Source organism: Kitasatospora sp. NPDC087314 (genome assembly GCF_044744365.1).
Lineage (GTDB): Bacteria > Actinomycetota > Actinomycetes > Streptomycetales > Streptomycetaceae > Kitasatospora.
On record NZ_JBIUYE010000010.1, the window covers coordinates 124,144 to 141,735 of the forward strand.

Annotated in this window: 9 protein-coding genes; 5 read left to right on the forward strand and 4 right to left on the reverse strand. The window is 69.2% G+C overall.

Annotated features, from left to right (window positions below; all coding sequences use genetic code 11):
* The first annotated feature begins 38 nt into the window (after nucleotides 1-38).
* The 3 genes from ACIO5E_RS22515 to ACIO5E_RS22525 all read left to right on the forward strand — a co-directional run bounded on the left by ACIO5E_RS22515 (nucleotide 39) and on the right by ACIO5E_RS22525 (nucleotide 7,081).
* The gene (locus ACIO5E_RS22515) at nucleotides 39-2,747 is read left to right on the forward strand and encodes a glycosyl hydrolase 2 galactose-binding domain-containing protein (RefSeq protein WP_400670567.1); all 2,709 of its coding nucleotides are present in this window, start codon (nucleotides 39-41) and stop codon (nucleotides 2,745-2,747) included.
* Nucleotides 2,748-3,789: 1,042 nt separating this feature from the next.
* Entirely contained in the window at nucleotides 3,790-4,959 is a 1,170-nt protein-coding gene (locus ACIO5E_RS22520; RefSeq protein ID WP_400670569.1) for an ROK family protein, read from the forward strand.
* A 649-nt stretch (nucleotides 4,960-5,608) separates the two neighbouring features.
* Complete coding sequence (locus ACIO5E_RS22525; protein ID WP_400670572.1) at nucleotides 5,609-7,081, forward strand: APC family permease; 1,473 nt, start codon at nucleotides 5,609-5,611, stop codon at nucleotides 7,079-7,081.
* A 241-nt stretch (nucleotides 7,082-7,322) separates the two neighbouring features.
* Here the strand turns inward: ACIO5E_RS22525 and ACIO5E_RS22530 are convergent, their stop codons facing one another.
* Nucleotides 7,323-7,880 carry a hypothetical protein gene (locus ACIO5E_RS22530; RefSeq protein ID WP_400670574.1) on the reverse strand — a complete coding sequence of 186 codons (558 nt, stop codon included), beginning with the start codon at nucleotides 7,878-7,880 and terminating at the stop codon, nucleotides 7,323-7,325.
* 224 nt (nucleotides 7,881-8,104) lie between these two features.
* On the opposite strand from ACIO5E_RS22530, the gene ACIO5E_RS22535 reads away from it, so the two are divergent.
* Nucleotides 8,105-9,238, forward strand: a complete 1,134-nt coding sequence (locus tag ACIO5E_RS22535) for an acyltransferase (RefSeq protein WP_400670576.1) — start codon at nucleotides 8,105-8,107, stop codon at nucleotides 9,236-9,238.
* A gap of 13 nt (nucleotides 9,239-9,251) precedes the next feature.
* On the opposite strand, the gene ACIO5E_RS22540 is transcribed toward ACIO5E_RS22535, so the two are convergent.
* Nucleotides 9,252-9,860, reverse strand: coding sequence for a TetR/AcrR family transcriptional regulator C-terminal domain-containing protein (locus tag ACIO5E_RS22540; protein WP_400670578.1), 609 nt, complete (start codon nucleotides 9,858-9,860; stop codon nucleotides 9,252-9,254).
* A 72-nt stretch (nucleotides 9,861-9,932) separates the two neighbouring features.
* Here ACIO5E_RS22540 and ACIO5E_RS22545 point away from each other — a divergent pair, with 72 nt between their 5' ends.
* A complete protein-coding gene (locus ACIO5E_RS22545) occupies nucleotides 9,933-11,183 on the forward strand; it encodes an FAD-dependent monooxygenase (protein ID WP_400670579.1) in 1,251 nt (416 codons plus the stop codon).
* A gap of 182 nt (nucleotides 11,184-11,365) precedes the next feature.
* On the opposite strand, the gene ACIO5E_RS22550 is transcribed toward ACIO5E_RS22545, so the two are convergent.
* Complete coding sequence (locus tag ACIO5E_RS22550; RefSeq protein WP_400670582.1) at nucleotides 11,366-14,401, reverse strand: hypothetical protein; 3,036 nt, start codon at nucleotides 14,399-14,401, stop codon at nucleotides 11,366-11,368.
* A gap of 281 nt (nucleotides 14,402-14,682) precedes the next feature.
* Complete coding sequence (locus tag ACIO5E_RS22555) at nucleotides 14,683-17,508, reverse strand: TIM-barrel domain-containing protein (protein ID WP_400670584.1); 2,826 nt, start codon at nucleotides 17,506-17,508, stop codon at nucleotides 14,683-14,685.
* Nucleotides 17,509-17,592: the final 84 nt, after the last annotated feature.

The following is a 17,592-nucleotide window of genomic DNA, read 5'->3' on the forward strand; positions in this document are numbered from 1 at the left end:
CGAAGTCTGCCCCCCATCTGACATCCCAGGAGGTTCCAATGTCCTTGACCGGTGCACTCACGAGACGCGGCAGCGCCGTGCTCGTCGCGGGAGTCATGGTCGCCGCGGCGGCCGTGGGAGGGATGCCCGAACGCGCACGGGCGGCCGCCCCGGCCGTGCCCGCGGTCGCGACCACCACCGTCACCGACGCGAACGGCTCGGCCACCGCCCTGAAGGGCTTCGCCATCCAGTCCTCGGCCCAGGTGGCGGACAGCGCGGAGGCCGTCTCCAGCCCCGGATACCAGTCGGTCGGCTGGCACGCGGCGGGCGCCCGGTCCACGGTGTTCGCCGCGCTCGTGGCCGACGGTACCTACCCGGACCCGTTCTACTCCGAGAACATGAAGACGGTTCCGAAGGACCAGTTCCAGGTGCCCTGGTGGTACCGCTCCGAGTTCACCGTCAACGACACCGACGCCAGGACCTACCTGGACGTCACCGGTGTCGTTTCCGCCGCCGACGTGTACGTCAACGGCACCCGGGTCGCCACCCAGGAGCAGGTCGCGGGCATGTACACCGCCCACGACCTCGACATCACGGCGTACGTCCGCCAGGGGCTCAATGCCGTCGCCTTCCGGATCAAGCCCAACGATCCCAAGAAGGACTTCACCTCCGGCTGGATCGACTGGAACCCCGCCCCGCCGGACAACAACATGGGCCTGGTCTACGACATCAGCGTCCGGCGCGCCGGCGCGGTGTCCCTGACCGACACCCATGTGATCACGTCGGTGGACGTGCCCTCCCTCAGCTCCGCCCGGCTCACCGTCAAGGCCACGGCGCGCAACGACTCCGACCGCACCGTCACCTCCACCGTCACCGGCAGCATCGGCCACCTGACGTTCGGCAAGGACGTCACGCTCGCCCCCGGCGAATCCAAGCCGGTCGTGTTCACCCCTGATGACACCCCGCAGCTCACGATCGCCGACCCGCGGATCTGGTGGCCGGCCGGCATGGGCGACCAGGCGCTGTACGACCTCCAGCTGACGGCGAGGACCGACGGCGCCGTCACGGACACCGCGCACAAGAGCTTCGGCATCCGGGACGTCCAGGCCCCCCTGAACCAGGACGGCGCGCGCGCGTACGTCATCAACGGCCACCCCCTCCTGATCAGGGGTGCCAACGACTCGACCGACCTGCTCTGGCGCTGGAACGCGCAGGAGGTGTCCGCCCGGTTCGCCTACGCCCGCAACATGGGCATCAACGCGATCCGGCTGGAAGGGCACCTGGAGCCGGACGAGTACTACGAGATGGCCGACAAGGCGGGCATGCTCCTGCTGCCGGGCTGGGAGTGCTGCAACAAGTGGCAGGACCGGGACTCCGGCCCCTACACCGCGCACGAGCACGAGATCAACCGCGCCTCGATGGCCGCCGTGGCGGCCCGGCTGCGCAACAACCCCAGCGTGATCTCGTTCCTCATCGGCAGTGACAAGGCCCCGACGGAGGCGTCGGCGTCGGACTACAAGAAGGCCCTGAACGCGGCGGACTGGACGCTTCCGGTCCTCAGCGACATCGACCGGAGCAGCGTCCTCGACTACCAGAGCGGCATGAAGATGAGCGGCCCCTACGAGTGGGTGCCGCCGGTGTACTGGTACTTCAAGAAGGACGGAGGTGCCGAGGGCTTCAACTCCGAGACGAGCGCCGGTGCGAGCATCCCCACCATGGACACCCTCCGACGGATGATGACGCCCGGCGAACTCGAGACCATGTGGACGGACCCCTCGGCGGTGCTGTACCACCGGTCTCCGGACACGGCCTTCGCGACCCTGAAGGACTTCAGCACGGCACTGTCCGCGCGCTACGGCAAGCTCACCGGCCTCGACGACTACGTCCGGAAGGCCCAGCTCGCCCAGTACGAGGCGGTGCGGGCCCAGTTCGAGGCGTACGGCCGCAACTTCACCGACGCCGACCACCCCTCCACCGGCCAGATCTACTTCCTGCTCAACTCCCCGTGGACGTCCCTCCACTGGCAGCTCTTCGACCGCTACTCCGACCAGGGCGGCGCGTACTTCGGGGCCCAGAAGGCCAACGAGGACGTCCACATCCAGTACTCCTACGACGACCGCTCCGTCGTCGTGGTCAACCGGCGCACCGACGCCGCCCAGGGGCTGACCGCCCACGTCGACCTCTACAACACCGACGGCACCCAGCGGTTCCACCAGGACGCCGAAGGGCTCACCGTTGCCGGCGACGGCGGCAAGGCCGTCGCCCTCACCGTCCCCGAGAACGTCCCGAACCTGGACACCACCTACCTCGCCAAGCTGACCCTCACCGACTCCGCCGGCAAGGAGGTCAGCCGCAACGTCTACTGGCTGTCCACCAAGCCGGACGTCCTCGGCGACTCCAACTGGCCGAACACCCCCACCACGTCCTACGGGTCGCTGGACGGCCTGAACCAGCTGGCCAAGGCCCAGGTCTCCGCCACGGCCACCAGCGCGAGCACGGGCGACACCACCAAGGTCACCGTCACGCTCACCAACACCGGCACCGGCAACACCCCCGCCCTGCTCACCGACGTCCACCTCGTCGACGACCAGAACAAGCCCGTGCTGCCGGTGACCTGGTCCGACAACCAGGTCAGCCTCTGGCCCGGCGAATCCACCACCCTGACCGCCACCGTCCGCACCTCCGACCTCAACGGCGCCACCCCCCACCTGCGCATCTCCGGCTGGAACACCCCCACCGGCAACGTCGTGGCCAAGCCCACCTCCTGACCGCGGAACCCGCTGCCCCGCTCCACCGTCGTGACCGGCCCGGATGCCCGGGCCGGTCACGACGGGCAGGTGTCGGGCCCGTCCAGCCCGGGAGCATTTGCTGAGCGCCTTGACGAACTCTTGACAGACCCACTGGCCGGTGCACATTATTAGAAATCTCTTTTACGAAAACCCTCCTTTACCAAGGCGCGCGACACCGTCGGCCCGAGTTCCGGGCGACAAGTGTCGCGGTCACGAAATGAACCCCTCCTCCCAGTGGCCCGCCATGCGGCCGTCGACATCCCGCCACGGCCGTTCACCCCAGCCCACTCGGAGGCAATCCATCCACGGGCGGCACCACGCCGGCCCGATGTGGAGGACGCACATGTTCCTCAGCTCACCGGCGCTTCGGAGGGATCCGCCCCCGGCCACGGTCCAACCCTGGCTCCCGGAAGATCCGTACGGTCTCCGGCTGGTAGCCCTCGGTGTCGACTTCGACGCCGTGAAGGTCCCTCAGCCACTGGCCCGATCCGTGCGCGCCGCCCTCGAAGGACACGAAACCAGCTTCATCGAGGACCTCGTCGACGGCTCCCACCTGTGGCTCGTCGCCCCCGGCAGCTGCGCCTCGGCCGGCTCCCGCCACCTGGTCCTCTCCACCGGCTGGCACATCGCCGTTCCGGGTCCACGCTGTACGGCCCGACGCCGATGGAACTGCCTGTGGCCGAGCTTCACTTCCGCCCGCCTTCTGCAGGGCGCCATTGAGGCCGCGGCCGACCCCTCAGGGGGGCGGTGAGACCGCCGGCGCAGCCGCCCTCCACCCCGGTGCCGCGACGCCCCCCATGCGACGCCTCCGAGAATCCCGCGGACCGTGACTCCACTGTCACGGTCCGTTCTCCATGTCGTGAGCGGGGCTCTGACCGACCACGCGATGCCCTGGCGCATCAGACGGTCAGTGCCCCTCGCGACGATATAGGCTCAGGTGGCACGCGAAACCCTCCGCACCCGAACGCCCGGCCGAAAGGAAGCGCCGACCACCGTGGAAGCCGCATGGAACCGCAGCGTCTTGCGAACCAACAACGAGCGGCTCCTCCTCGATCGGCTCCGCACCGACGGTGCCACCTCACGGGCCGAACTCGCCCGGATCACCGGGCTGTCCAAGCCGACCGTCTCCACCGCGCTGAGCCGCCTGCAGTCCGCCGGCCTGGTCCGCGAGCTGGGGAAGGTCGTCGTGCCCGGCCGCGGCCGCTCGCCGGTGCTCTACGAGGCCGACCCGAGCGCCGGGCACGGGTTGGGCGTGCACGTCGGCCGCAGATGGGTCCGCGTGGCGCTGACCGACCTGAACGGACGGATCCTGGCCCGTCACGACGAGCCGAACGACTCCGGCGACGCCCACGGCGCCGTGTCCAAGGTGATCGCACTGGCTCACAGGGTCACCGCCGAGGCGGACGTGCTTCCGGAGAACGTCCTCCACACGGTCATCGGCGGGCCCGGCGCCGTCGACGAGAACGATGCGGTCCGGTACGCGGTGGGCCTCCCGGGCTGGGGAATGCCGGGCATCGTCAACCGCCTGCAGACGGAACTGGGCACCGGCCTGACCCTGGTGAACGACGCCAACCTCGCGGCTCTCGGCGAGTATGCGGGGGGCGTCGGGCAGGGGCGGCGGCTGTTCATGTACCTCTTGGTCGGCGCCGGCCTGGGCGGCGGCATCGTGGTCGACGGGAAGCTCTTCCCCGGCGCCCACGGCGCCGCCGGCGAACTCGGCTACCTGCCGTGCTGCAGCGCGACGGGAGAGGGTTTGGTCGGCGGGAACCGTCACGCCCTCCTGGAGGAGTCCGCCGCCGGTGGCGCCGTGGTCGCCATGGCCCACGCCAAGGGCCTGCTGGACGTCACCACCGCGAAGCAGGTGTTCGACGCGGCCCGGGCGGGCGACGAACTCGCCCGCACCGTCGTCGCGGAGGAGGCGCAACGTCTCGCCCACGGCATCGCCTCGGTGGCTGCGGTCATCGACCCGGAGCTCGTGGTCCTCGGCGGCGGTATCGGCAGCAGTGCGGACCTGCTGATCCCGCTGATCCGCGCGGCCCTGCCGCGCATCACACCGCTGCGGCTGAACCTGGCGGCCTCGGAGCTCGGCGACGGTGCCGTGCTGCACGGCGCGGTGGCCATGGGGGTGGAGATCACGCGGGAGCTGGTGTTCGAGAAGTGGCAGCGCGCCCAGGAACCGCTCGAGGAGTAGTGGCGGTCCGCGTGGCGGTCCAGGACTGGGCGCTCTCCACTCATGGTTGAAGCTGCTCGGCAGCACCTTAGTTCAATCATCCTCACGCATCAATGAGCAGTTTTGCGCGAGCTGCACCAGACCCACCCGGCCACTGCGCTCCGCGCCGGCACGTCCGATCACGGTGCCACGCGGCGCTTGATGGTTCCGTGGGGGTCGGCCGGCGGAGTACGGTCGTTCGAAGGCCGACACCCTGGACATGGCCAGTCCGGCGGACTCGCGCTAGGGTCCGCCGTATACCGGTTTCGAGAAAGCCGGCCGCCCGGCTCCGCGAAGTCCGGGCACATCTGAATCGCGCGGGCGGTAGTGCCGCACGAGAACGCCGAGGCACGACCGATCCGCCGAAGAGGCCCGTCACTGCAAGGTGGCACCACACCCCTCCTGCCACCGACGCCGTTCGCGCAGCGGATCGCCGCGCCGGACCCAAGGTCCCCACGCCACGGCCCCTCGCCTTGCCGGCGCCACCCGCCAGAGCGAGCAGTCGGCTCGACCTCCGAGAGCCGGCGTCCGAAGTGAACCCGATCCGTGACCCGCTCCGCTCTTGACCCCGATCCTGTTAAGGAATTTTACTTTTCCCACATCGCCACCTCTAGCCCCCAGGAGGCACCCTTTGACCACCCAGCAAGGCCCCGGTCTCGTCAGGCGGGTCGGCCTGTTCCAAGCCACCGCCATCAACATGAGCCAGATGGTCGGTTGCGGTCCATTCGTGACCATCCCCCTCATGGTCGCCGCCTTCGGTGGCCCCCAGGCCATCATCGGCTGGATCGCCGGCGCACTCCTGGCCTTGGTCGACGGCCTCGTCTGGGCCGAGCTGGGTGCCTCGCTCCCGGGCTCCGGCGGTACCTACGTCTATCTCCGCGAAGCGTTCCAATACCGCACCGGGCGCCTGATGCCGTTCCTGTTCGTCTGGACGGCGATGCTCTTCATCCCGCTGATCATGTCGACCGGCGTCCAGGGGTTGGTCCAGTACCTCGGCTACCTGTGGCCCGACATGAGCACCGGCCAAGGGGACCTCGTCGGTGTCGGCGTCGTCGCGCTCGTGCTCCTCCTGCTGTGGCGCAAGGTCGAGAACGTCGGCAAGGTCACGGTCGTCATGTGGGCCGTGATGATCATCTCCGTCACCGCCGTGATCCTCGCCTCCTTCACCCACTTCGACTCGTCGTTGGCCTTCACCTGGCCCGAGCACGCCATCCAGCTCACCAGCGGCACATTCTGGCTCGGATTCGCCTCAGGCCTGACCATCGGCATCTACGACTACCTCGGGTACAACACCGCCGCCTACATGGGCGCCGAAGTCAAGGACCCCGGCCGCGTCCTCCCCCGCTCCATCGTCTACTCCGTCCTCGGCGTCATGTTCATCTACCTGCTGCTGCAGATCGGCGTCCTCGGCGTCGTGCCCTGGAAGGACATGCTCGACCCCAACAGCCAAGCCTCCCAGTCGGTCGTCTCCCTCGTCCTCGAACAGACCCTGGGCAAGACCCCCGCCAACATCATCACCGTCCTCATCCTCATCACCGCCTTCGCCTCGGTCTTCACCGGCCTGCTCGGCGGTTCCCGCGTCCCCTACGACGCCGCCCGCGACCGCCTCTTCTTCCGCTCCTTCGCCAAGCTCCACCCCAAGCACAACTTCCCCACCGCCGGCCTGCTCGCCATGGGCGTCATCACCACCGCCGGCTACCTCCTCGCCCGCCATATCGGGACCTCCGCCGACCACCCGCCCCTGACCATCCTGATCACCCTGCTGACCACGGTCATGGTGATCATCCAGGCCCTCGCCCAGATCGCCGCCGTCACCGTACTGCGCAAGCGGCAACCGAACCTGGCCCGCCCGTACAAGATGCTGCTCTATCCCCTGCCGAGCGTCATCGCCGGCATCGGCTGGCTGGCGATCTACGGATACGCCGACAAGGCCAACCCCGGCATCCACCCCATCGAGTGGTCCATCGGCTGGGTCGTCCTCGGTGGCGCCGTCTACCTGGTCTGGTCCCGCATCGAGAAGGTGTGGCCCTTCGGCCCCAAAGAGATCCACGAGCAGTACCTGACCGAGCAGAAGGCCGCCGAACCCGCCGGCACCCCCTCCTGACCCATCCCTGACCCGCGGGCCCCGACCGGTCGCTCCTCCCCCGACCACCGGCCGGGGCCCGCGCACGCCGGCCACGCACGATGGAAGTCACGAAGCCGATCTCCTGGCGGACTCCACGACCGTTGACGGATCGGGGTGTCGGGCGCGATCGGGTCGGCTTGGGTCGGGCGACCCCACGGTCACCAGACCGGCCGTGGCGAGTACCGTCACGGCCGGGATTCCGAGACCGCCTGACACCGGCTCAACGGGGTGAGGGCTCCGTCCGGTCACCGGGTTGGCGACAGGCGTCAGGGTCGGGTGTGGGCGCGGCCTCGCACAAGTAGCCCTGGTCGTCCTCGTCGTGGCTGAGGTAGCGGGCGGTGCACTCGTCGGAGCCGAGCTCGCCGCAGTGGGCGAGGGCCTCGAAGCCGTCGGCGAACTCCCCGGGCGCACGGACGACCCAGGCATCCGGGGGCAGGGACGCCCAGGTGTCGCTGTCGATGAGCGAGGCGCCGGGGACTCGCTGCTGGAGGTCGGCGACTTGCCGGTCCCGTTCCTTCAGGTCCGTCGTGCGGGGGATCTCGGCGAGCCCGACGATCCAGGTGCCGGACGGGCCGACCGCTGGAGTCTCCGTGTTCTGACTGCTCTGATGCGCGAGCATGAGGGCGGTGGCCGTGGCGACCACGACAGCACCCACGACGACATCGAGCACCAGGACCAGGCGGTGCCGCCGGCGAGGGCTCGGCGCGGGTTCGGATTCCTCACGCGACCGGGCGACGCCGGTGGTCGACTCCGCAGGCGTCGGGGGCTCGGAGAGCACGGCGGTTTCCCTTCCACTCCGGTCGGATCGAATGTGCGGCTGCCGACGGGGATTCTTTCAGGACAATCCTGAGGTTTTGATGAGGCCACCCGGCACCACGCATCGGCGAAAGCCGTTTCTTCGGCGCGGGTGGAAACCATGTCTACAGTGGTCCCTGGCACTGCCGACGACGAGGGCCTTCCCCGCCCCACCACGTCTCCCACCGGATCGGAGAAGACCACCCCGTGACAGCAATTCGGGACCGCTACATCGATACGATTCGTGCACTGGCCATTGTGCGGGTGATTGTTTATCACGCATTGAATTTGGGTTGGCTCACGATCGTCTTTCCGTCGATGGGCATCATGTTCGCCCTCGCCGGCTCCCTGATGGCCGCGTCGATGGACAAGTCCGGGCTGGTGACGGTCGGCCGCCGTCTCCGCCGTCTGCTGCCGTCGATCTGGGTGCTCGGTGCGGTGGCCGTCTCGGTCATGCTGATCCACGGCTGGACGGCCGACGACCAGACGGCGCCGACCGACCCCAGAATGCTGCTCTGGATTCTTCCGCTGAATTCCCCACCGGCCAGCGACTGGGGCCAGGAATTCGTCGGAGTCCTGTGGTACATCAGCACCTACCTGTGGTTCGTACTGCTGTCGCCGGTGCTGCTTCCGCTGTTCCGCCGCCTCCCGGTGGTCATGCTCGCCCTGCCGTTCTTGCTGGTGTACGTGTTCAGCCTGAATTCGTACGGGATGAGCGACGAGATCACCGGGCCGATCACCGATCTCTGCACCTACCTGGCCTGCTGGCTGCTCGGTTTCGCCCACCACGACGGCACCCTGCGCCGGCTCAAGTGGCGGTTGGTGGTACCGGTCGCCCTGGCCGCCTTCGTGGTCGGCGGCTGGCTGGCCTGGATCAATCGGGCGGAATCGAATTTCGATCTCACCGCGGATCCCATGGCCAACACCTACTGGTCGTTCGCCTTCGTGCTGCTGTTGCTGCGGTGGCAGCCGAAGATGTCCTCGCCGAGCCGGATTCCGGTGCTGGACCGGCTGATCTCCCTACTCAACGCCCGGGCGGTCACGATCTACCTCTGGCACAACCCCGGCATCTTCTTCGCCGGCCTGCTGCTCGCAGAGGTCGGGCTGGACACCGCCCCGGTCAGCGATGCCGTCCTCCTGCTGGGCACGCTCCTCTGGACCTTGGCGGCCGTGCTGCTGTTCGGCTGGATCGAGGACCTTGCGGCACGCCGACGGCCGAGGCTCCTCCCGGTCGGCGGTGGGACGCGCCGGGTCGCGGCCCCCTCCGCCGCCGATGCCGGTGATCCGCCCAGCCAGGGCCACGAGCTCGACCAGCGAGGAAGGCATTCCGCTCGGCGGTGACCGGTGCCGGAGGCTACCGGCCGACCGGCGAGTGTGCCGACGGGGAGGCGGCTCCCGCCGCGGTGCGGTGCACCAGGCCGTCCAGGATGAGGGTCAGGCCGGCCTCGAACGCCGACTCGTAGTCGATCGCGGGCAGGTCCGCCGGTGGCTCCGAGCCGTCACCTGAGCCGGCGTCCGCCTGTTCCTCCAGGACGCTGCCGACCGTGAAGCGGCCGGCGGCCAGCATCGCCATCTGCGCGTCCCGCTCGGGCACTCCGGAGGTGACCAGGAAGTCCATCTTGCGGCGGATCCGGTCGAGGTCGTTGACAGGGGTGCTGCCCGCGTGGAGGCGTGCGCCGTCCCGGCGCAGCAGCAGGGTGCGCCGGAAGCTTCGCGCGTTGTCCAGGAACCAGTCGCGCCAGTCGTCGTCGGGCGTCGGCAGCGGGGCGGCGGTATGCGGTGCCATCGCCGCCTCCGCCATGGCGGCGATGAGGTCCTTCTTGGTGCGGAAGTACCAGTAGAGCGAGGGCTGTTCGACGCCCAGCCGCTTCGCCAACCGCCGCGTACTGACCGCGTCCAGCCCGACCTCGTCGAGCAGTTCGAGCGCTTCGGAGACGACGATCTCACGGTTCACCTTGGTCACGTTGACAAATCTATCACTGATAGATGACTCTGGAGAGGAATCATTCACTGATAGATTCTTGGGGTGATGGGCATGGCCGACCGATCGGGAGCACGCCCCCTGCGGGTCCTCGTCGCCGGCGGCGGGATAGCGGGCCAGGCGCTGGCCTTCTGGCTCACGCGCGGCGGCCACCGGGTGACCGTCGTCGAACGCTTTCCGGTGCTGCGGGCCACCGGGGCTCAGGTCGACCTCCGGGGACAGGGCATCGAGGCCGTCGAACGGATGGGGCTTCTCGACTCCGTCCGCGGCAAGCTGGTGGACGAGCCGGGTGTCGCCTTCGTCGACGCGCGCGGCAGGACCAAGGCGACGATCATGGCCAACACCTCCGGCAAGGGCCGGCAGACCCTCACCTCCGAGTACGAGATCATGCGCGGTGACCTGGTACGCATCCTGCACGACGCGTCGAAGGACGGCACCGAGTACGTCTTCGGCGTGAGCGTGGACGGCTTCGAGCAGGACGAACACCAGGTCGTCGCGCACTTCTCCGACGGGTCCTCCGGCGAGTTCGACCTCCTGGTCGGCGCGGACGGGCAGGGATCGCGCATCCGGCGGGCGATCCTCCCTGCGGGCTGCGATCCGTACTGGCGGGTCGGCATCCACATGGCCTACTGGTTCATCCCGCGCATCGCGTCCGACGGCAACATCCGGGACACCTACCTGGCCCCGGGTGGCCGTCAGATCATGCGCCGCAGCCACAACCCGACCGAGACGCAGGTGTACTTCGTGATGCGGGAGGAATCCGAGGAAGCCTCGACGATCCACCGGGAACCCGTCGAGCGCCAGCAGAAGTTCTGGGCGAGCAGGTTCCGCAACGCGGGCTGGCAGACCGAGCGCTTCATCGACGGCATGCGGACCAGCCCCTTCTTCTACTCCCAGGAGATCGTCCAGGTCCGGACCGACACCTGGTCCGAGGGCCGCGTGGTCCTGGCCGGCGACGCCGCCCACTGCGCCTCCCCTTACAGCGGCATGGGCATCTCCGGCGGCCTGGTGGGCGCCTACGTGCTGGCCGGCGAGATCAACCGGCACCCGGGCGACCTGCCGACCGCACTGGCGAACTACGACAGCGTGCTGCGGCCCTTCGTCGACGAGATCCAGGGCGAGGTGAATCCGCGTCTGCTACGCCTGGGCATGCCGATGACCCGGCGTGCGATCGACGCCTTCCAGGCCGCCACCGCGCTGGCCTGCTTCCTGCACGTTCCCGAAATCGCCGCGCGCCTTTCGACGGTGGACCGCGGCGGCAGCTGGCAGCTCCCCGAGAGCCCGGCGCCGATCGACACCGTCTGAGAGCGGCCGGACATCGGCCGAGGAGGTTGATGCGGTCGTACTGGAGCGGGGCCGGACGGGCGAGGAGTTCGCCGGTGGCGGGGAAGCCGTCGATGACGGTACCGGCCCGACGTCCGTCCGAGGACAGGGAGGGCACGGCTGTGCCGCCGCAGGCCGCGGCAGCACAGCCGTCGCGCGCTCCGTTACCGGTAGGTGAGGCGGTCGACCAGCAGGTAGCTGCCGCTGGTCTTGACCAGTTTCAGGGTGTGCACCCCGTAGGGCAATCCGTCGATCGTGTAGACCCGCTGCTGGGCTTGGCGGGTGGGGGTGTTGGCATCGACGGTGCCGCGCGGCCGGCCGTCGACGTAGACGGCCATGGTGCCCTGGTCGCTGTTGGTCTCGGTGACCACGTCGGCGCCGGTGCCGTTGAAGGTGGCGGTGACCGAGTCGCCGTCGGTGGTCGTGGAGTGGACGTCGTCGTTGAAGTCGCCGTAGCCGCGGCCGGTGAGGTAGGACCAGCTGCCGGAGTAGACGAGCGACGGGTCGGTGTCGTTGACGGAGTGGTCCAGCTGGAAGCCGTCGATGGTGGCGACGCTGCCGCTGGTCTTGGTCAGGGTGAGGGTGTGTTTGCCGTAGGGCAGGTCCGCGGTCCGGTACACGGCGACCTGGGCCTGACGGGCGCCGGAGGTGGAGGTGTCGACGGTGCCGGCCGGGGCGCCGTCCAGGGTGACGGCCAACGTGCCCTGGTCGGAGGAGAGTTCCCCGAGGACGCGGAGGCCGGTCCCGGTGAACGTGATGGTGGCCGTGTCGCCGTTGGTCTGGGTGGAGTGGACGTCGGAGCCCAGGTCACCGAAGGAGCGCTGGCTGTTGACGCTCCAGCTACCAGTGTAGGCGATGGTGGCCGGTGCCATCAGGCCGCCGTAGTCGCCGTCGTTGAGCAGGTCGGCGGCCGGTGGCATCAGGGACTTGTAGGCGGGCTCCAGGCCGGCCCGGGCGGCGATGTCCTTGGCGGCCTGCGGCCAGGAGCCGTTGGTGACCACGGTGTTGTCGGTGACCGTCACGTTGGTGCCGTTGTTCGTGTAGCGGGCGGTGTCGGTGTAGTTGTCGTGGATGGTGATGTCGTGGATCGTCCAGGTCCACTCGTGGGTCCAGTTGGCGGCGATCTGGCTGACCACGTTGTTGTAGGTGTTCCAGTGGGAGCTGCCCTCGTCGTGGTAGAGGCCCTGGGCCTCGCCGTTGTTGGCGCTGGAGACGGCGAGGACGTTGCCGGCCAGCACGGAGGTGGCGCCACCGTTGCCGGTGCCCTGGCCGCCGAGGGTGTAGACGGCGCCGCCGTCCTCGAGGACGCGCATGGTGTCGTGGACGTAGTTGGCCAGGATCTGGTTGCCACCGGAGTAGATGGTGCCGTGCTGGGCGACGCCTTGGGTGGCCCAGCCCCAGCCCCAGCCGATCGAGATGCCGGAGTACGGGGTGTGGGCGATCTCGTTGTGGGCGAGGGTGACGGCGCGGGAGTTGCCGACCATGATGCCGACCGCGTCGGCGTACTCCCGGCCGATGTTCAGGATCGCGTTGTTCGAGACGGTGTCACCGGAGGTCATCAGCGCGGTGTCGTTGAGGTGGTAGTCGTCGACCTCACCGACCCACACTCCCGCGCCGGAGGTGTCCTGGATGCGGTTGCCCGTGATGCTGGAGTCCTGGGTGCCGTCGGCCAGATCCACGGCGTTGCCGCCGACATGGCTGATCTCGCCGCCGGTGATCGAGATCCGCTGCCCGCGGTGGACCTGGACCGCGCCCGGGGTGCGCGCCACCTGGGTCGAGCTGCCCGCCCACAGGACGCCGGCCTGGTTGTCCGCGTAGCCGTCCGGGCCGGCGGGCTGCAGCCAGGTGGCGTACGAGAAGGTGATGCCCTGGAAGGCGAGGTCGTGGACCGGCGCGACGACGTCGGGCACGACCGTGAAGGCGTCCACGGTCAGGTAGGTGCCGCCGGTCTTCACCAGCTTCACCGTGTGCGGGCCCTTGGCCAGGCCGGTGACCGAGGCGATCACCTGCTGCGCGAGCCGGGTGGAACTGTACGCGGAGGTCGAAGCGGTGCGCACACCGTCGACGTAGACGTCCAGGCCGCCTTCGTCGCTGTTGGTCTCGCCGAGCACGTCGAGGCCGGTGCCGGTGAAGGTGTAGGAGACCGAGTCGCCGTTGGTGGAGGTGGCGTGCACGTCGTCACCGAGGTCGCCGTACCCGCGCTTCCTGGAGGCGGTCCACGAGCCCGTGTACCCGGCGTTCGCGTCGTCGTCGTTGACGGGCGCCAGGTGGCCGGGAGTCCCGGAGGCGTTCACCAGGGTTTCCAGCGTGGGCAGTTCGACGTCGGCGGTGGCGAGGTCCTCCCCGGCGCGGGGGATGTAGTAGACCTGCGGGGTCCCGCTGCCGTCCACCGCCCCGGTGCGGTCCAGGTAGAACTGGCCGGGCGCGGCGAGGAGTTCGTAGGCGTTCTCGAGCCAGCTGATCGAATCGAAGGAGGGGTCGCCGTTGCCGTTGAAGGGGAACCCGGGCGCGGGCGACGTCTTGGTGTTCGCCCAGCACGGCTGGGCGGCGTTCAGGCTGGATCCACCGTTCGCCGCGGTGATGCCGGACAGCGGGCAGCGCAGGTGCTTCCAGTTGGGCTGGCCGACGATCTGCACGTCGGAAGGGTTGCGCCAGGCGGTGTACGAGGGGTCGGCGGTGGTGAACCCGGCGGAGGACTTGGTGAATCCGGCGGGGTTGAGCGCGGAGCGGGTGCGGTCCGCGCGCTGGCCGTCGACGTACAGCTGCAGGCCCTGGGCTCCGGCCGGGGCGGGCGCCTTCCAGATGTTCTTGTCCGCGTCGACCTGGGTGAACCCGGTGACCTGTCGGCCGCCGCTGAGCACCGGCCGCTCACCCGGGTAGGCCTGGTAGACGACGGTGTGGCCGCCGGTGCCGGAATCCTGCGGGCCGAGCTGGAAGGGCGCGGCCAACCGGTAGGTACCACCGCGCAGTTGCACGGTGATGTCGCCGGTCATGCCCGGGGCGAGCGTGCGGACCAGGTCACGAGCGGACGTCAGGTCGCAGGGGGCGGCCAGGGTGCAGGCGCTGCCCGAGCCGGACGGGGAGGCGTAGAGCACGGTCTGGACCGTGGCCGCTGCCGCGGTGCCGGCGAGGATGCCGGAGGCGGCGAGCAGGGCCGCCGTCGTGGCGGCGGCCACTGACCGCAGGAGTGGAGGAGTCATGCGTGGGGTACTCCTTGGACATTGAGCCAGTCATCGGATGTTGATGGCACGAACTCGCCATGATGCGGCGATACTTGGGCCTGATGCTGGATATACATCCGACCAATGTCAAGGGATTGGACAACCACCGGGCGCATCCTCGGTCGTGCGCCACGCCCGAGGCCCGGAGGGTGGCTCGCTCAGCCGCCCTCCGGGCCCGGTCTGCTCAACGCGCGGAGCGTCCACGGCAGCATGTCCACGCAGCGGTCGCCGGCGACCCCGGTGATCCGATCACCCGTGCCCTAGCCGTACGAGACCGTGGTCCCGGCCGAGGTGGGCAGCGAGCCCGTGGTCACCGTGAGCACCTGGTGGGCAGCGTCGTAGGACGTCGAGGCCGGGGCGGCCCCGTTGACGCTGACCTGGGCCGGTTCGGCTGCCACCTGGTGGAACTTCACGGTCCAGGTCCGGTTCTCCACCGCGCCGTCGTAGCCGCCGGCCATCGGGTCGATGGTCAGGGTGTGCCCGGCATCGCGGTAGCCGATCCGGGTGGTGGCCGACGGCGCCGGGTTGGCCGGGGTGGTCTGGGTGATCCCGTCGTCCTCGTACAGGCTCGACCGGCCGTTGTCGCCGGTCGCCACGTCCACGGTCACCCGGGTCAGCGGGCTCGCGCCGGCGTTGTCCACGTAGTCGGTCCGCGTGGTCATGATGCCCCCGTCGCGCAGGAACACCGGCATGGTGTCCAGCGTCGTCTGCACCTCGTGGACACCCGGCCCGGTGTACGACTTGCCGGTGAAGTAGTCCGTCCACGTCCCCGGCGGGAACCACACATCACTGGTCACCGTCCCGGTCCCCGGCGTGGTGACCGGGGCCACCAGCACGTCGTCACCGTAGGTGTACTCCGTCGGGTGGGTGTAGGACTCCTCCATCTTCGGCCAGTTCAGGTAGAGCGCCCGCGCCATCGGCAGCCCGTCGGTGGTCGCCTGGTGCGCCAGGGTGTAGGTGTACGGCACCAGTTGCTCCCGCAGCCGCAGGAACTTCGCCGCCGAGTCCGCCGCCGCCGGCGACCTGTACTTGTCCGGGGCGTCGTCGCGGTACTCCCACGGCAGCCGGTGCCCGTGGTCCGAGTGCAGCCGGTCGATCGGCTGGAACGTGCCCAGTTGCACCGAACGCGCGTACAGGTCGGGGTCGTCCCAGCCATTGTCGGCGTTCGCGGAGTCCTTGCCGTACCCGCCGATGTCGTGACTGACGTACGGGAGGCCGATTCCGGCGCTCTCGACTGCGGTGTACTCGGCTTCGAAGGCGAGCATCGCCCAGGTGGGGTCGATGTCCATGGTCTGGTGCATCACGTACCGGTGCTCCGCCCAGGCTCGCGAGACGCCGGGGGCGAAGTCCCCGTAGTAGGCACCGGTGCTGCCGATCCGGGCGAAGGTGTAGGCGCGCTGGCCGAGCGCGTTGCCGTGCACCTGGTAGCGGGAGGAGTTGTAGGTGTCCGGGGAGACATCGGCATCAGGCGTGCCGGTCTCGCCGTCGGAACTGTCCAACCACCACAGCGGCCGACCGTAGTTCTTCTCGATGACCCTGTGCAGGTCGAAGTAGGCCTTCTCCTGCTTGGGGTCACGCAGGTTGAACACCTTGCAGGCCGACTCGTCGGGGCCCCCGCAGCGCACATCCTTGGCCAGGGCGCCACCGGCGGTGGCCAGCGTGGCCTCGAGCTGCGGGTCGGCCGGGTACTTGGCGTCTCCCGTGCCGATCGCGGAGTGGACGTTCAGCACCGGCGCCAGCCCCTCCGACTTCTCCCAGTCGAACAGCGCCTTGGGATCGGGGAACAGCTCGGGGTTGAACTCCCACCCGGCCCACTTGCTCGGCGACTTCCAGTCGGTGTCGGTGACCAGCTGGTCGAGCGGGACGTGGTTCTCCCGGAAGGCCGGGAGCAGATCCTTCTGATAGCCCGTCAAGCTGTACTCGGACCAGCGGCTGTACCACACCCCGAAGGCCGAGCGGGGCAGCAGCGGCGCGGGCCCCGTCAGGTGGCGGAAGTCCTTCAACGCCTGCTTGTAGTCCGTGCCGTAGCCGAACAGGTAGCCGTCCTGGTAGGGCTGTCCACCATGGTCCGGGCGCGGGGTGACCGTACCGTCGGAGTTCATCAGGCCGGTGTCGGTGTCGTCCAGCACATACCAGCCGTCGCGCGACAGGATCCCGTCGGCCATCGGCGCGGGGCCGGACAGATTGTCCAGGGAGTTGCGGTAGCCGCCGAGGTTGGCGGACTTGGCGGGAGTCGGATACGGCGCGTCGAGCGAGGTGACGGCGATCGAGTCGATGTTGCTCTGACACGACTCCGCCTGGCAGGAGAGCGACAGGGCCGAGGTGCCCTTGGGCAGGGTGACGGTGGTGCTGGAGAGCGCCCAGGTGTCCCAGTCCCCGGTGGGCGGCAGGCTCACCTGGGTCCGATCGCCGTTGGCCGTCAGGGTCACGGTGCGGTCCGTGGTCTGCTCGTCCTTGCCCTTGGCGTTGGCGTAGCGGAACTGCACGGCGTACCGGCCGGCGCTCGGGACGCTCGCCACGTCCCAGTTGATCGAGGCGCCCTTGCGGTGGAAGCCGCCGACATACCCCTTGCCGGTGAAGCCGGCGGAGTTGAAGGGAGCCAGGTCGGATTTGGATGCGGGATTGCCGGAGATGGTGGCGTCGCCGTGCAGGGTCAGCCCCTCGGCCTCGCAACCGGCACCAAAGTCACAGGTCCTGGGGAAGGCGGGGTGGACGGTGGTGGCGCTGTCGTCGAGGTTCAGACTCAGGTTGGCCGAGTTGAACGGGCCGGAGTCCTGGCGGTAGCGGAGCGTCAGCGCCCCGGTCTCGATGATCCGGTAGCCGCCGGAGACCCGGGTTTCGAACTTGGTGGCGGGCATGGCCCGGTTGACCGCGTTGAAGGTCGGCCGGTCCTGGAACACGCCGTCGCCCGCGTACTCCAGCCGGATCAGCGTGGGCGACTCCACGGTGAACCGGGCGTTGCCGTCCACCACCGGCCCGCTGGGATCCGCCGCGTGCGCGGCACCGGGCGAGCCGACGGGCAGGACCAGCCCGATCGTGGTCAGGACAGCGGCCCATGCCACCGTCGGTTTGGTTGATCGCTTCATGTCTTCCTTTCTGGGTTCCAGTTCTCCTGGGTACTCGTTCGGCCGGTCGGCGTGCGGGCACCGAGGCGGTCGCACGAGGGCATG

Excerpts from the sequence above, each read along its gene's own strand:
- ACIO5E_RS22515 (WP_400670567.1), top strand. The coding sequence starts at position 39 with ATGTCCTTGACCGGTGCACTCACGAGACGCGGCAGCGCCGTGCTCGTC.
- ACIO5E_RS22545 (WP_400670579.1), top strand. The coding sequence starts at position 9,933 with ATGGCCGACCGATCGGGAGCACGCCCCCTGCGGGTCCTCGTCGCCGGC.
- ACIO5E_RS22550 (WP_400670582.1), bottom strand. The coding sequence starts at position 14,401 with ATGACTCCTCCACTCCTGCGGTCAGTGGCCGCCGCCACGACGGCGGCC.
- ACIO5E_RS22555 (WP_400670584.1), bottom strand. The coding sequence starts at position 17,508 with ATGAAGCGATCAACCAAACCGACGGTGGCATGGGCCGCTGTCCTGACC.